The following is a 15,099-nucleotide window of genomic DNA, read 5'->3' as shown; positions in this document are numbered from 1 at the left end:
GGGAATAGAACTATGAAAACGCTTGTTGCAAGCATTCTGCCGCTTGCCGTCGCCGCTCTCCTTGGCAGTGCCGCTTTCGCAGAGGAAGCGACGCCCGCGAATGGTGCAGCTCCCGCGCATCACGAGGAAGGCGCGACGCCGCACTATCCGCTAAAGGAGCCAAAGGAGCAGGAATGGAGCTTTGCAGGCCCCTTCGGCCACTACGACAAGGCTCAGCTCCAGCGCGGTCTCAAGGTTTACACGGAAGTCTGTTCTGCCTGCCATTCGATGAGCCTCGTGCCTTTCCGCACGCTCGACGAACTCGGTTATTCCGAGGCACAGGTGAAGGCATTCGCTGCCAATTACGAAGTTCAGGACGGGCCGGACTCGGCCGGCGAAATGTTCACCCGCAAGGCAGTCCCTTCGGATCATTTCCCATCGCCCTTCGCCAATGCTGAAGCGGCGGCTGCGTCCAACAACGGTGCGGCTCCGCCTGATTTTTCGCTGATCGCCAAGGCCCGTGAGGTCGAGCGCGGCTTCCCGCAATTCGTCTTTGACATCTTTACGCAGTATCAGGAAAGCGGCCCGGACTACATCTACTCGCTGCTGACCGGCTATGAAGAGCCGCCATCCGGCTTCCAGGTGGCTCAGGGCGCGCATTATAACCCGTATTTCCATGCTGCCGCCGTTCTCGCTATGCCGAAGCCGCTTTCCGACGGCCAGGTAACGTATGACGACGGCGCGCCGGCGACTGTCGATCAGTACGCCAAGGACGTTTCCGCTTTTCTGATGTGGGCCGCTGAACCGCATCTCGAGGAGCGCAAGCGCACCGGCTTCATGGTCATGGTGTTCCTGGCGATCTTTACGGTGCTGATCTACCTGACAAAGCGCTCGGTTTACGCCAACAAGGAACATTGAGCGTTCCGTGTCCGAATTCGAAAGGCGGCTTGCGAGCCGCCTTTTTTGTTGGTTCCACCCCCGGCAATTGATAGGGTGCAGCCGGTTTTATGCGCTCGCAGATACGGACTTTCCATGAACAATATGCTTTCGGAGCTTGCCGCCAGCATCCGCTCCATTCCTGACTATCCCAAGCCCGGCATCATTTTCCGCGACATCACCACGCTGCTCGGCAATCCCCGCGCTTTCCGCCGCGCGGTCGACGAACTCGTGCAGCCTTATGCGGGCCTGAAGATCGACAAGATCGCCGGCATGGAGGCTCGCGGCTTCATCCTCGGCGGTGCGGTGGCGCACCAGCTTTCCTCGGGCTTCGTGCCGATCCGCAAGAAGGGCAAGCTGCCGCATGACACCGTGCGGATCGCCTACAGCCTGGAATATGGCGTCGACGAGATGGAGATGCATCGTGATGCGGTCGAGCCTGGGGAGAAGGTGATCCTGGTCGACGATCTCATCGCCACCGGCGGCACGGCCGTGGGGGCGACGCAGCTTCTGCGCCAAATGGGCGCGGAAGTGGTCGGCGCCTGCTTCGTCATCGACCTGCCCGATCTTGGCGGTCGCAGGAAGCTGGAAGAACTCGGCGTCGTGGTGCACACGCTGGTCGAATTCACTGGACACTGACCCCTGTTGCGACGGGGTCAGTCGTACTCCAGCACACCGCTTTCGAAGCGCATCACCGGATCGCCGTTCTGATTGACGCCTTCGCAGAGAATGGTGTTGAGGTGCCACCCCGGCCGCGACGCGAGCGGCCGGCTGGAGAGAAGGGCGACGGAATAGCTCACGACGTCGCCTGCAAAGACGGGCCGCAGCCATTGCAGCTTCTGAAAACCGGGCGAGGGGCCGAGGTTCGGTGCCGTCAGGCCTCTTTCCCTAAGCGCGATGCTTTGCTTTTTCCAGAAGGCGAGGAAGGTCCGCATCCAGGCGGCCGTGGTATGCCAGCCCGAGGCGCAGAGGCCGCCGAAAAGGGTGTCTTTCGCCGCTTCCTTGTCGATATGAAAACGCTGCGGATCGTAGCGTCCGGCAAAGCGGATTATGTCTTCCTCGGTGAAGGCATAGCTGCCGATTTCGGCCTTCGCGCCGAAAGGATAAAGTTCGGACATTCTCATGCCGGCAGCTCCGGGTTCATATCGGCGTCCCGCGGGGGGCGCATGCGGATCATGACCGAATTCTCCGAAAGGCAGACGAGTTCGCCGCGCTGGTTTTCCAGCACGTGGCGGAATTTGACGATGCCCATGCCGGGGCGCGAGCGCATCGGCCGCGTTTCGAGTACGCTCGAATGGCCCTGCAGCGTATCGCCCGCGAGCACCGGCTTTCGCCATTCCATCAGATCGATGCCCGGCGCCCCCTCGCAGAGGGCGTTCAATATATAGCTGTCGGCCATCATGCGCATGAGCATTGCTGAGGTATGCCAGCCGGAAGCGGCAAGTCCGCCGAGGATGCTGGCGCGGCCGGCAGCCTCGTCGAGATGCATCGGCTGCGGGTCGAATTCTCTGGCGAACTCGATGATTTCTGCGGCGAGCACCAGCTTGGGACCGAGGGGGAAACGGTGTCCGGGCTCGAAATCTTCGAAAGACAGCTTTTCTGCCGGCATTTTCTCCTCCGCCATATGCAGCGCATAATGCTTACAATAGCATCCGCGCGGGCTCAATGATTCCGGGGAGAAACCGGCATGACTGAACTGAGGTCGATACTCGACGAAGCGGCGCGCGAGGGGCTGATTTCGCCGGAAGCGGGCGGGCGTCTTCTGCCGTTTCTCATCGAGCGCGGCGTTGCCGTTGCCGAAGCGCCGGTGACAACAACAGCCGAACCGCAGCAAACATGGTCGGATACCGAGACGCCGCGCTTCGTGCGCGGCTTTCACGACGTGCTGATCACCATCGGCGTAATTGTCGCGGTCGTCGGCCTCTGGGGGCTGGCGCCACTTTACGCCGTGCCGGTTGCCATCATCGTGCTTTCGGAAATCCTGGTGCGGCGCCAGCGGCTCGCTTTGCCGGCTGTCAGCCTGACGATCGCACTGTTCTGCTGGACATTTTTGATGATGTCCCGCGTCTTCACGCCGTGGACCTCCGAAATCGGGGCGGATCTGACGCAGTTCGTCGCCGGCTTTCCGATCCTGCTCGGCGTCTATTATGTCCGCTATCGCGTGCCGTTGTCGTTGGCGCTCACCATCATATCGACGCTTGCTTTGGTGCTCACGCTGCTTTTGCGACTGGTGCAAGGTCTCAGCGGCAATCCCGCGTTTTTTGTCGATCATCTTGGTGTGCTGGCCGCGGTCGCTTTCGTGTGCGCGCTCGGCCTGTTCGCGACGGCGCTTTATTTCGATCTCGGCGACCGGCTGCGGCGGACGACGCGTTCGGATATCGCCTTTTGGCTGCATCTCGGCGCGGCGCCGGCGCTGCTCTACAGTGCCGTCTCCCTACTGTCGTTCGGGGAAAGCGGCAGGATCTTCGACCTGGCGAACATGTCGGCCCGGACTCCCGTGGTCGTCGCGACCGTGGCGGCGCTGATGCTGATCGGCCTCGTCATCGATCGTCGCGCCTTCGTCACGTCGGGGCTGCTGTCCCTCGGCTTTGCGATCTTCAGCGTCGTTCGGAAGGGAAATGCGACTGTCGACACCTACATCTTCACGACGCTGCTCGTCGTCGGCGCGATCGTGCTCATTATCGGAACAGGCTGGATGCCGCTTCGGCGGCTGGTGCTCAGGGCACTGCCGCCGGCAATCGCAAACAGGCTGCCGCCCGGTTAACGCGGCAACGATTTCATCAGGTGTTGAAACGGAAGTGGATGACGTCGCCGTCCTGGACGACGTATTCCTTGCCTTCGTCGCGCGCCTTGCCGGCATCCTTGGCGCCAACTTCGCCATTGTACTTGATGTAATCGTCGTAGGCGATGGTGTTGGCGCGGATGAAGCCGCGTTCGAAATCCGAGTGGATGACGCCGGCGGCTTGCGGCGCCTTGGTGCCGCGCTCGATCGTCCAGGCGCGCGTTTCCTTCGGGCCGACGGTGAAATAGGTGATGAGGTCGAGCAGCTTGTAGCCGGCGCGAATCAGCCGGTCGAGGCCCGCCTCGTCAAGGCCGAGGGCAGAGAGGAATTCCTTGGCTTCCTCTTCGGCAAGCTGGGCGACCTCCGCTTCGATCGCCGCCGAGATGATGACGGTTTCGGCGCCCTGCTCCTTCGCCATGGCGGCGACGGCGGCGGTGAATTCGTTGCCGGTCGAGGCATCGCCTTCGGCGACATTGCAGACGTAGAGCACCGGATGCGAGGTGAGGAGGTTGAGGCCCTTGAGGATACCGATCTCCTCGGCATCGAGCTTCGACAGCAGCGTGCGCACCGGCTTGCCTTCGTTGAGCAGCTTCAGCGAGGCTTCCATGATCGGCAGCATCGCCATCGACTCCTTGTCCTTGCCGGTGGCGCGCTTGCGCGTCTGCTCAGTGCGGCGCTCCAGGCTCTCGAGATCGGCGAGCATCAGTTCGGTCTCGATCGTCTCGGCATCGGCGACAGGATTGATGCGGCCCTCGACATGGGTGATGTCGCTGTCCTCGAAACAACGCAACACGTGCACGATGGCGTCGACTTCGCGGATATTGGCGAGGAACTGGTTGCCGAGGCCTTCGCCCTTCGAGGCGCCGCGGACGAGGCCGGCGATATCGACGAAGGAGATGCGGGTCGGGATCAGTTCCTTGGACTTCGCGATGTCGGCAAGTTTGCGCATGCGCGGATCGGGCACCGCGACTTCGCCGGTGTTCGGCTCGATGGTGCAGAAGGGGTAGTTCGCCGCCTGCGCGGCCGCCGTCTTGGTGAGCGCGTTGAAGAGGGTCGATTTGCCGACGTTCGGCAGACCGACGATGCCGCATTTGAAGCCCATGGCTTGATCCATATCTAGTGGTAAACTTTGCCCTGCCTATGCGGGAATGGCCGGCTCGGGTCAAGGGTTTGCGGCACGAATCGAAAAAGCAAGGCCGGCCGGCTTGAAGGTAAGGCGGTTTAGCCTTACCTTTGGCGGAAAGGATAGAGCTGACATGACAACCCTGACAGTGACGGCAAAAGGACAGGTCACCTTGAGAAAAGAAGTGCTTCGGCACCTCGGGATCAGGCCCGGCGACAAGATCGATGTCGATCTCCTGCCTGGTGGCAAGCTTGAGGTCGTTGCGGTCAAAACGCAGCCGGCCAGCGGCTCCATCGAGAGTTTCTTCGGAAGTATCGAGAACAAGGGCAATATTCATGCGACGCTCAAGGAGATCGATGAGGCCATAAAGGCGGGCGGGGCTGGCGAGGTCGGCGTCGCTGATGATCGTTGATACGAATGTGCTCGTGCGGGCGGCCGTGGATGACGATCCGAAGCAAACGGAACGTGCAAGGATGTTGATGCGCGAGGCTGAGCAGCTGTTCGTCTCCAACCTGACGTTCTGCGAGTTCGTTTGGGTCGTCGGTCGGATTTATCGCAAAAGCGCCGCCGAGATCGCCGCGACCATCCGGCTGCTGATAGCCGACAGGAAGGTCGTCTACGATAGAGCAGCTGTCGAGGCTGGATTGTCCTTCCTCGATGCCGGCGGGGATTTCGCCGATGGCGTCATCGTCTTCGAAGGCCGCAGGCTTGGCGGCGAAGTATTCGCGACCTTCAACAGGAAGGCTGCCGCCATCGTCGAAAGCGCCGGGCGAGCCTGCCTGCTGCTCTCGTCGGAGTGATATCCGTCATTGAACTGCCGTGCTGACGGTGCAATATAGTCCGGCGGATGTTTCTTCCGCCTTTTCATGTCATCAACGGGTGGATTTTCCGATGAGTGACAATGACGTTGCCCTGAAACCGAAGACCAAGGTGAAGCCGAAGCTGGACAGGCCGAAGCTCTACAAGGTCATTCTCGTCAACGACGATTATACGCCGCGCGAATTCGTCATCGTGATCCTGAAGGTCGTTTTCCGCATGAGCGAGGAGACCGGCTATCGGGTGATGATGACGGCGCACAAGCTCGGCTCCTGCGTGGTCGTCGTCTGCGCTAAGGATATTGCCGAGACCAAGGCCAAGGAGGGCATCGACCTTGCCAAGGAGATGGGCTTTCCGTTGATGTTCACCACCGAGCCTGAGGAATAGCTGGGCTCAGGGCCGGCGGATCTGATAGCCCGTCTTGTCCTGCAGGAAGAGGCAAGTCTCGTAGAAGCGCAGCGTCGCCGGGTTTTTATAGCCGGTGAGCCGCATCACCTTGTAACAGCCGGCGTTCCGCGTCAGATTTGGGACGATGATCACCGCGAGGTCGCAGCAGCAAAATTGCCAGCAAAGCCGATGAACAGGTCATGCCGGGCTGAGCGAGGTTGGCGGACAAGATTGCCGGCGCCGGAGGGATGTTAAGATCCTGGTCCGGCATCCGTCTTATTCCCCCTTGTTGCCGAACATCTTCTTCAGCATCTCGGCCATCGGGCCGCTGGTCGGCAGCTTCGGCTGATTGCTGTTGCGGGCCTGGCGGATATGCGATTGGCCGGCCGGCTTCTTGTCGCTATCCCTGCTTTCCTTTCGCGGATTCTCTTCCTCGGCCTTGCCGCCGAGCGCCAGCGCGATCTTGTTCATCAGCTGCGAATCCTCGTTTCGCACCAGCATGTCGGCATTGTCGGCGAGCGTATCGAGAAGCGGCTCCAGCCAGACCTTGTCGGCCTTGGCGAAATCGCCGAGCACGTGGTTCTGCACCATTTCCTTGACGCCGGGATGGCCGATGCCAAGGCGCAGCCGCCGGTATTCCTTGCCGCAATGGGCGTCCAGCGACTTGATGCCGTTATGGCCGCCATGGCCGCCGCCGGTCTTCAGCCGCGCCTTGCCAGGGGGCAGGTCGAGTTCGTCATAGATCGCGACGAGGTCGGCGGGCTGGAGCTTGTAGAAGCGCATCGCCTCGCCGACGGCCTCGCCGGAGAGGTTCATGTAGGTCTGCGGCTTGATCAGCAGGACCTTGTCGCCGCCAAGCTCTCCCTCCGCAATTTCCGCCTTGAACTTCTTCGACCAGGGGGAGAAGCTGTGGCGCCGATGGATGGCGTCGACGGCCATGAAGCCGATATTGTGGCGGTTGCCGGCGTATTTGCCGCCGGGATTGCCGAGACCCGCAATGATCAGCATGGCCTGTCGTCCTCGCTTAAGCTTTTCCGACGTTCACCACCCGGAAACGGGAGCAAAGTCAAGCGGAAAGGGCGGCGGGCGCACCGAGCGGCATCAGTCCGACAGGTTCATGCCGTATTTCTGGAAGATCTGCCTCTGGTCGCCATCAGCGATCAGCTTGTCGAGGGCAGCCTGCATCTTGGCGTGCAGATCGTCGGGAAAGCTCTTCTCGCAGGCGATGCCCATTGGCTGGGAGGAGAGCACGGTTACGATCTCCACCGGCTGATCGGCCTTCAGCTTTTCGAAGTAGAGTTCGGAGATCGGCATCATGTCGATGCGGCCGCTGAGCAGCTTGCGCAGTGTGGCGTTGAAGTCACTGGCGACGTCCAGCTTGGTGAAACCCTTCTCCTTCAGGATCGTCTCGGTGTAGTCCTCGCGCTGGGTGCCGATCGTATATTTCTTTGCCTCTTCGAGATTGCTGGCGGTGATGCCCGAACCCTTGCGGGTGATCAGGATGTTTCGGTCGATGAGCAGCGGTTCGACCCATTTGAACAGTGGGTCGCGCGCGCTGTTGTGGGCGGTGGCGAAAACACATGTCATCGGCGCGGTGCGGGCAAGGCTGAAAGCACGCGCCCAAGGCATGACCTCGATCGTGTAGTCGACGCCGATCGCGGCCATCACCTTCTCGACCTGCTCGACGGTCGCGCCCTTGATCTCTTTGCCTTCGCGATAGTTGAAGGGAGCGTAATCCTCGGTCGTGAAGGCAACCGTCTGTGCGTGAGCCGCGCAGGGCAGCGCCAGGCATGCGAGAAGCAGGAGCTTTTTCATCGTCTCATCTCCTTGGGTCTTCGTTTATGAGGCGCGCGCGACGGCCGACTGCGGGGCCATCAGTTCCTCGATGAGTGCGGCTGCGTGCTGCGGACGATGGAAGAGATAACCCTGGCCGTAGTCCAGACCCATCTGGTGAAGCGTGCGGCATTCCTCTTCCGTCTCGATGCCCTCAGCAATGACGGTGCAGTTCATCTTGTGGGACAGGGTGGTGATGCCTTCAATCAGCATGCGGCTCTTCTGGCGCACGTCGTCGTCGCCGTCGTTAATCGCGCGGGTGAAGGACTGATCGATCTTGATGATATCGACAGGGAAACGATTGAGGTAGCTCAGCGACGAGTAGCCGGTGCCGAAATCATCGAGCGCGATGCGGCAGCCGAAGCGGCGAAGTTCCGTGACAATCATGCGAATCTGCGGGTTGTCGTGCATCAGCACGGCTTCCGTGATTTCGACGACGATGCGCTCGGGGCGGATGCCGTGGCGACCGACGATCGCGGCAAGACGGGCAGGCAGCGCCGGCTCGAACTGCAGCGGCGAGAAGTTGATGGCAAGGTAGGTATCCTGCATCCCCGATATGCGAGAGATTTTCGCGAGATTGGAGATCGCCTTTTCCATGATGAGGTTGCCGACGCGGACGATCTTGCCCGTCTCCTCTGCGACGCTGATTATTTCGGCCGGCGGCATCAGGCCCTTCTGCGGATGGTTGAGCCGCATCAGCGCCTCGAAACCGGCGACGCCGCGGCCGTTCAGATTGACGATTGGCTGCAGGAACGCCTCGAACCAGTTCTCGGAGAGACCGGCTTCGATATTGGCCTCGATTTCGGCGCGGCTGCGGGCGCGGTCGAGCATGGCTTTGTCGAAGAGCTGTGCGCCGTTCTTGCCGTCCCGCTTCTTGGCATACATGGCCATGTCGGATTTCTGCAGCAGCTCGGCGGCGGTCGCGGCATGATGTGGGTAGATGGCGATGCCGATGGAAGCGCTCAGATGCATGTCCGGGGCAAATGGCGTTTCGAAGATTGAGGCGATCTGCTCGCACATCGCCTTTGCGCGTGTTTCGGCGTCTTTCGCCGGCAGCAGGATGGCGAACTCGTCGCCGCCGAGACGGGCCGCCTCGTCGGAGGGGGCAAGATGGGTCTTCAGGCGCTCGACGAGTTCGATCAGCGCCGTGTCGCCGGCAGCGTGCCCCATATTGTCGTTGATCCACTTGAAGCGGTCGAGATCGACGAAGAGGCAGGCGAGTTCCTGGCCGGCGGCGTCTGCGGCAGCGATTTTGTTGTCGAGCACCGCCTCGAAGCCCTGGCGGTTGAGGAGCCCGGTCAGATGGTCGGTGATTGCCTGGCGATGGTTGCGGTCCTCCGAAGCCTTGAGCTCGGTCACATCCGTCATGACGGACAGCGAGAGGCGATCGTGAGCGCCGGCGGCGGCTTCCGATTCCATAATGAGGACGTCCATGGTGCGGCCGTCCAGGCAGACGAATTTGACGGTGACCGTCATGCCATTTTCGCCCTGGCGGCGCTTGACGAACTTATCGCGGCTGCTTGACGTCACCAGATCTGCGAAATTGCGGCCGATGATCTCGGGGCGGCTATATCCGGTGGCAAGCAGCCAATAGTCGCTGACGGCGGTGATGCGGTCTTCCTCATCGAGCGAGAAGAGCATGGCGGGTGTCAGATTGTAGATATCGGTGGCGCGACGATGGGCGAGCTTCAGCTCCATCTCCTCGCTTTCGAGCTTGGTTTGCATCTCGTTGAAGCTCCGGGCAAGCCGTCCCATCTCGTCGTTCGACTGCCAGTCTACATGATGGCGCGAGCCGAGCTGCCGGGTGGCCTCGATTGCCGCCGTCAGACGCATCAGCGGCTGGATGACGAAGAATCGGTTGCCGATCAGCGCTGTGCCGAAAACGGTCAGAACCGCGAAGATGAAGATCGAAATGAAGACGACCTCTTCCTGCTTCAGACCGGAAAACAGTCCGAGGGCGGGATAATAGACGCTGATGCTGCCGAGGTTCTTCGGACCGTCGACGGTGTTGTAGATGATGGCACGCGACACCTGCACGAGCTTGCCGTCAAAGGAACGCGGAATGGTGGATTGGCTGACGTCGAGCTGGCCCGACTGATCACGCACCTCGACCTTGACGATGGCGCCTTGGGAAACGACCGTCGCGCTGATCTGGGTGACACTTTCCTCGTCGAGGTCCCAGAGCGGTTTTGCCAGCGCCTGAGCGTTGGCGACAAGAAGAACAGAGATATGGTCGCGTATTTCTTTGTCGGCGCGCTCCGAGGAAAGAAAAAGGAAGAGAACAAAAAGCGGAGCGACAAAAACAAGCAGCGCTCCGCAAACAATCCCAAAAAACCTGTTCTCAACGGAATTGTTCATGGTTCCGTCTACTCCCCCAGGCCGGCATATTTGCTGTCGCGCGTTCGGGCCGGCTTCTTCGCAGCTGACGGCCCATGCTTTCACGAATATGTTAAATGTTGCTGAAACGGAGGCTTGGCAGGCAATGAAAAGCCCGCCTTCCCCGTAAGCTGGCTCTAGAAAGTTGGATGGCAACTTTCTAGAGCCAGTTCACCGGGGAGGCGGGCTATATGCTTTCAATTGGTCGAAGCGATCAGGCTTCGGCTTCACCTTCAGCTTCCGTGGCGCTCTCGTCGACGCCGGCAGCCGGAGCGACGATGGTGGCGATCGTGAAGTCGCGGTCGATGACCGGGCTGACGCCCTTCGGAAGGGTGACTTCCGAAATATGGATGCTGTCGCCGATCTTCTTGCCGCTGAGGTCAATGTTGAAGAATTCCGGGATCGCATCGGCCGGGCAGTGAACTTCAACTGCGTGGCGGACGATGTTCAGAACGCCGCCGACCTTGAGGCCCGGAGACTTCGTTTCATTGACGAAGTGAACCGGGATTTCGACGGTCACCTGGGTGTTGCCGGAGACCCGCAGGAAATCGACATGCAGCGTGAAGTCGCGGACCGGATCGAGCTGGTAGTCCTTCGGCAGAACCTTGTACTTCTTGCCGTCGACTTCGATGGTCGCTACGGTGGTCATGAAGCCACCGGCATGAATGCGCTTCGTCACCTCATTGGTGTTGATAGCGATGGCAATGGGGGCCTGCTTGTCACCATAGATGACAGCGGGAATCAAACCGTTGCGGCGAAGTTCACGGGCGGACCCCTTACCAACCCGTTCGCGCGCCTCGGCCTTGAGCTCGTAAGTTTCCTGGCTCATGGCTTTTCCTTTCGAGGTTATTTGGAGAGTTCGGCGGCGGGCAAAAGCCTTGTTCCGTCGAACCGGAGGCGGGTTTTCCCGTCCTCATCCGCGTTGCCTCCAAGGGTGTCTACGCGGACCGGTGGCCTATAGTATAAGTCGTCCTGAAACGCAAGTTGCCGAGAGCGCCGGTTTTCCGACGATGGAGGGGCTTTCGCCGGGGCGCTCCATCATTTGAGAAGAGCGAACTCGCCCAGATTGCATCCGCACCCATCCCAATGCGAGAACCTTGTCGAAATCACTCGCGATCTGCACCTGGTCAAAGGCAAGATTGCCAGTGCCTATCGCCGCTTGGCTTGACATCGGCGCGCTTCGCATCTTTGGATGGCCGCAACCGAAAAGCGGCTGAGGAGAAAACCGGACCATGCGTCTCAAACTTGTCACGGCAACGAGTATGCTTGCCCTTTGCCTTTTCACCGGGGCCGAGGGCGCGGAGATCAACCAGGAGGGCGCCAATGCGGTCAAGGAGACCCTGACGAAGCTGCTTCCGCAGGATTTGGCAAAAAGCGGTCTCATCACCGTCAATCCGGCCGGCACGCGCTATGAGGTCATCTATGATCTGGCGAAGCTGCTTACCAAGGCCGATCCGGCGACGTTTGCGATCACAGGGCTGACACCGTTTTCGATGTTCGCCACGCCATTGGACAGCGGGCTCTGGAACGTCGAAGGCGACAACAAGCTCAACGTCTCGGGCCATTTCAAGGGTCCAGACCAGAAGCCGACGGATTTCACCTATTCCATCGCGTCGCTTGTTTACACCGGCGTCTTCGACCCGGCGATCAGCTATCTGCGCTCCGGCACCTTCGCGGCTAAAGACATCAAGGCATCAAGCAAGTCCGAAACCGAGGAAGTCCATGCCAGCATCGCCAGCATGGACCAGAAGCTGAGTTCGACCGACAGCACAGGCGGCAATGGACGTATCGATTTTGCCGGCAGCGGCTCGATGTCTGATTTCGTCGAGCAGGTTTCCGGCCTGCAAATGCCGCCCATCGAACTTCGTGCCGGCTCAATCGATGTCGATGCCAAGGTGAACGGCCTGCCGGCCAAGCAGATTCGCGAGATAGTCTTCTTCGTGCTCGACCATCTCGATGAGAAGGAATTGAGCCCGGAAAACAGCGACAAGATAAAGGGAATAGTGAAGGAAGCCTTCCCCCTTCTGACCTTGTTCAGCGAGACGATCGGGGTCAACGACCTGACCGTCAGCAGCGAGATGGGCAAGGGCGGCGCCAAGGCATTCGGCTACAACCTCGCCATCGATGGGCCCAGTGACGCAATGCGTTTTGGCTTCGGCATGAATGCGCAGGAGATCAGCCTCGACACACCGCTGATGCCGGCAAACTATTCGGCCTTCATGCCGAGCAACTTCGATTTCCAGCTCGCGCTTCCGAACCTGGATTTCGCAAGCTTCGGCGACGCCCTCATGGCGATGGATTTCAAAGATTCGGCGTCCGAGAAGACCGGCGAGGAGATGGCGAAGAAGCTCTTCCGCGATGGCCGGCTTGCCGTCGAGTTTCCGAAGATCAGTGCCAAATCGCAGGTCTATGACGTCGATATAACCGGCAGGATCGAAGGTCGCGTCGATACCGAGAAGGACTATTCGATGGAGGCGACGATCCTCGCCCGCGATCTCGACAAGACGATCGCGGCGGTCCAGGAGCTTGCCAAGACGGACCCCGATCTCAACCAGGTCTCCTTCGGCATCATGATGGTGAAGGGCTTTGCCAAGATCGATCCGGATGGCCGTTCGCGCTGGGACGTCAGCATCAGCCGCGACGGTTCCGTGGCGGTCAATGGCCAGCAGATCAAGGGACCGGATGGCCCGAATCAGGATCAGGGGCTGGAGTCGGACCAGGAGCAGGAACCGGATCAAGGACAGGACGTGATACCTGCGCCGCCGCAGCAGCCTTGAAGGTTCTCGATTGGAATCGAAAAAGAAAGAGGCCGGCTTGTGCCGGCCTTCAGGCCGCTGACAAACCACTGCAAAAGCCGTGTCGCCATCTTCGGCCTTGTGCCGAGGATCTCATCCGGCCGATTAAATATCTGAAAATAATGCTTTCCTGCCAAGGAATTGCAAGGGCCAGATGCTCGGCACGCCGAGTATGACGGAGGAGGCTTTTTAATCGAAAAGGCTGGAGACCGACTCTTCCTGGCTCGTGCGGCTGATGGCTTCGCCGATCAGCGGGGCCGTCGTCACGACGCGGATATTGTGCGCTGAAAGCACCGCCGTTGTCGGCTGGATTGAATCGGTGATGACGAGTTCACGCAGCTTCGAGGAGGTGACGCGGGTGACCGCGCCGCCCGAGAGAACGCCGTGCGTGATATAGGCGGTGACGCTGGAGGCACCCTGGGCGAGCAGTGCGTCGGCCGCATTGCAGAGGGTGCCGCCGGAATCGACGATGTCGTCGATCAGCAGGCAGTCCTTGCCGGTGACGTCGCCGATGATATTCATGACCTCGGATTCACCCGGCCGATCACGACGCTTGTCAACGATGGCCAGAAGACAGTCCAGCCGTTTGGCGAGCGCGCGGGCGCGCACCACGCCGCCGACGTCGGGCGAGACGACCATGACGTTGCTGAGGTCATAATGGCTCTTGATGTCGCGCGTCAGCACGGGCATGGCGAAGAGGTTGTCTGTGGGGATATCGAAGAAACCCTGGATCTGACCGGCATGGAGATCGAGCGTCATGACGCGATCCGCGCCGGCTTCGGTGATGAGGTTGGCAACCAGCTTGGCGGAGATCGGCGTGCGGCCGGATGCGCGGCGGTCCTGACGGGCATAGCCGAAATATGGAAGAACGGCCGTGATACGGCGTGCCGACGAACGACGCATCGCGTCGATCATTATCAGCAGCTCCATCAGGTGGTCGTTGGCGGGAAAGGCGGTGGGCTGCACGAGGAAGACGTCCTCGCCGCGCACGTTTTCCTGGATTTCCACGAAGATTTCCTGGTCGGCAAACCTTCGGACACTGGCTCTTCCCAAAGGAACATTGAGATAGTTGCAGATCGCTTCGGCGAGTTGCCGGTTCGAATTGCCTGCGAAAACCTTCATTTTGGTCCGCCTATTATGCGCTGATAGCCGCGCTTTTTAGTCAGCTTCCCCGTGAATGCAAGGGCAAAGGCGCCACAGACTTTCATATTTGCAAAAAGTTTGTGACTAACCACCCTGAGTTTGCCGCCAGGAGGTGAATTCCGCGATGGTTTTCGAAGCGATCTGTTGCATCACCGAAGCCGGGACACCCGCCCAAGGGTCGGCCGCGGCTGTCGGCACGCTTTCCTGGCCTTGGATTCGGTGCAGGCGGGCGCCGCCGCCATCGAGAACGTCCCAGACATAGACCACGGTGACCTTGCCTTCGTCACCGAAGGCAGAGAGGTAACCTTTGAGGATGTAATCGCTGCTCGTGTCATTCGAGCTCTTGATGGAAAGGCCGTGGGCGCGCGCCTCGGCGCCGAGCTGGCGCGAGAGCGGAGTCACGGCTTGCACCGGCGCCCCGATGATCGGCAGGAAGCGCACCGTATTGCCACGCGCGGAAGATGCGCCGGGCGCGAGGCCGGCGGTCTGCTGCGGTTGCTGCGTGTCAAGCAGCTGGCCGGGCTGTGTTGGAGTCTCGGCGCCGGCAGCGGCCGGCGGCAGCGCCTGTCCCTCGATCGGGGCGGAGGCGGCGGGCGAGGAGCCGTTTCTCGACAGCGCGTCTGCCTGCTCCTGCATCGTCGTCGGCGGCGCGCCGCTGCCGGGTCGATAGGTTCTTTGCGACTGATCATAGGCCGGATGATAGCCACTCGGCTGCGTGCTCCCGGCAAAAACCGGCTGGCGGGTGCCGGCCAGACGTTCTGCCTCGCCCTGCGTCACCGGACTTGACGGCGGAGTTCCGGAGGATTCGCCGATGCCGACTAGCGGCGTCAGCGCGTCGGTGGTGTTGCAGGCGGTCAGCAGAGCAATGACGAACAGGAGCGTGGGCACAGTCGCAGTTCGCGTCATCCCGTGATCCGTCCTTCCCACAA

16 protein-coding genes and 1 pseudogene are annotated in these 15,099 nt (G+C 60.6%); 7 read left to right on the top strand and 10 right to left on the bottom strand.

Annotation, left to right across the window (positions count from 1 at the left end):
* Positions 1 to 12: 12 nt before the first annotated feature.
* Positions 13 to 897: a cytochrome c1 gene (locus NL154_RS14365; protein ID WP_210630459.1), complete on the top strand. Its 885-nt coding sequence runs from the start codon at positions 13 to 15 to the stop codon at positions 895 to 897.
* 114 nt (positions 898 to 1,011) lie between these two features.
* A complete protein-coding gene (locus tag NL154_RS14360) occupies positions 1,012 to 1,554 on the top strand; it encodes an adenine phosphoribosyltransferase (RefSeq protein ID WP_210630460.1) in 543 nt (180 codons plus the stop codon).
* 17 nt (positions 1,555 to 1,571) lie between these two features.
* Here the strand turns inward: NL154_RS14360 and NL154_RS14355 are convergent, their stop codons facing one another.
* Entirely contained in the window at positions 1,572 to 2,039 is a 468-nt protein-coding gene (locus tag NL154_RS14355; protein ID WP_221146962.1) for a MaoC family dehydratase, read from the bottom strand.
* A complete protein-coding gene (locus NL154_RS14350; protein WP_221155648.1) occupies positions 2,036 to 2,524 on the bottom strand; it encodes a MaoC family dehydratase in 489 nt (162 codons plus the stop codon). The genes NL154_RS14355 and NL154_RS14350 overlap by 4 nt, the downstream gene beginning before the upstream one ends.
* A 78-nt stretch (positions 2,525 to 2,602) precedes the next feature.
* Between NL154_RS14350 and NL154_RS14345 the strand changes: the two genes are divergently transcribed.
* Positions 2,603 to 3,679, top strand: coding sequence for a hypothetical protein (locus tag NL154_RS14345; RefSeq protein ID WP_434732844.1), 1,077 nt, complete (start codon positions 2,603 to 2,605; stop codon positions 3,677 to 3,679).
* 16 nt (positions 3,680 to 3,695) lie between these two features.
* On the opposite strand, the gene ychF is transcribed toward NL154_RS14345, so the two are convergent.
* Positions 3,696 to 4,799 (bottom strand): redox-regulated ATPase YchF, encoded by a 1,104-nt coding sequence (gene ychF, locus NL154_RS14340; protein WP_434732843.1) that lies wholly within the window; start codon positions 4,797 to 4,799, stop codon positions 3,696 to 3,698.
* Positions 4,800 to 4,953: 154 nt separating this feature from the next.
* Here ychF and NL154_RS14335 point away from each other — a divergent pair, with 154 nt between their 5' ends.
* From NL154_RS14335 to clpS, 3 genes are all read left to right on the top strand, one after another.
* Entirely contained in the window at positions 4,954 to 5,232 is a 279-nt protein-coding gene (locus NL154_RS14335) for an AbrB/MazE/SpoVT family DNA-binding domain-containing protein (RefSeq protein WP_210630464.1), read from the top strand.
* Positions 5,222 to 5,620 (top strand): type II toxin-antitoxin system VapC family toxin, encoded by a 399-nt coding sequence (locus tag NL154_RS14330; protein WP_210630465.1) that lies wholly within the window; start codon positions 5,222 to 5,224, stop codon positions 5,618 to 5,620. Before NL154_RS14335 ends, NL154_RS14330 begins: the two co-directional genes overlap by 11 nt.
* A gap of 91 nt (positions 5,621 to 5,711) precedes the next feature.
* Positions 5,712 to 6,023, top strand: a complete 312-nt coding sequence (clpS, locus tag NL154_RS14325; protein ID WP_210630466.1) for an ATP-dependent Clp protease adapter ClpS — start codon at positions 5,712 to 5,714, stop codon at positions 6,021 to 6,023.
* A 6-nt stretch (positions 6,024 to 6,029) separates the two neighbouring features.
* On the opposite strand, the pseudogene NL154_RS14320 reads toward clpS, so the two are convergent.
* From NL154_RS14320 to NL154_RS14300, 5 genes and pseudogenes are all read right to left on the bottom strand, one after another.
* A pseudogene (locus tag NL154_RS14320) lies at positions 6,030 to 6,294 on the bottom strand (hypothetical protein).
* A gap of 5 nt (positions 6,295 to 6,299) precedes the next feature.
* Complete coding sequence (gene pth, locus NL154_RS14315; RefSeq protein ID WP_210630467.1) at positions 6,300 to 7,031, bottom strand: aminoacyl-tRNA hydrolase; 732 nt, start codon at positions 7,029 to 7,031, stop codon at positions 6,300 to 6,302.
* Between the two features lie 93 nt (positions 7,032 to 7,124).
* Positions 7,125 to 7,838, bottom strand: a complete 714-nt coding sequence (locus tag NL154_RS14310) for a substrate-binding periplasmic protein (RefSeq protein ID WP_210630468.1) — start codon at positions 7,836 to 7,838, stop codon at positions 7,125 to 7,127.
* A 24-nt stretch (positions 7,839 to 7,862) separates the two neighbouring features.
* On the bottom strand, positions 7,863 to 10,214 hold the full coding sequence (locus NL154_RS14305; RefSeq protein ID WP_210630469.1) for an EAL domain-containing protein: 2,352 nt from the start codon (positions 10,212 to 10,214) through the stop codon (positions 7,863 to 7,865).
* Between the two features lie 232 nt (positions 10,215 to 10,446).
* Complete coding sequence (locus tag NL154_RS14300; protein WP_210630470.1) at positions 10,447 to 11,061, bottom strand: 50S ribosomal protein L25/general stress protein Ctc; 615 nt, start codon at positions 11,059 to 11,061, stop codon at positions 10,447 to 10,449.
* Between the two features lie 403 nt (positions 11,062 to 11,464).
* Between NL154_RS14300 and NL154_RS14295 the strand changes: the two genes are divergently transcribed.
* Complete coding sequence (locus NL154_RS14295) at positions 11,465 to 13,009, top strand: hypothetical protein (protein WP_434732842.1); 1,545 nt, start codon at positions 11,465 to 11,467, stop codon at positions 13,007 to 13,009.
* Positions 13,010 to 13,216: 207 nt separating this feature from the next.
* Here the strand turns inward: NL154_RS14295 and NL154_RS14290 are convergent, their stop codons facing one another.
* Together NL154_RS14290 and NL154_RS14285 are read right to left on the bottom strand one after the other, a co-directional pair.
* A complete protein-coding gene (locus tag NL154_RS14290) occupies positions 13,217 to 14,149 on the bottom strand; it encodes a ribose-phosphate pyrophosphokinase (protein ID WP_210630472.1) in 933 nt (310 codons plus the stop codon).
* A gap of 105 nt (positions 14,150 to 14,254) precedes the next feature.
* On the bottom strand, positions 14,255 to 15,076 hold the full coding sequence (locus tag NL154_RS14285) for a hypothetical protein (RefSeq protein ID WP_210630473.1): 822 nt from the start codon (positions 15,074 to 15,076) through the stop codon (positions 14,255 to 14,257).
* Positions 15,077 to 15,099: the final 23 nt, after the last annotated feature.

The organism is Rhizobium sp. YTUHZ044 (genome assembly GCF_051123975.1).
Classification (GTDB): Bacteria; Pseudomonadota; Alphaproteobacteria; order Rhizobiales; family Rhizobiaceae; genus Rhizobium.
This window is presented reverse-complemented; position numbering and strand designations above follow the sequence as displayed.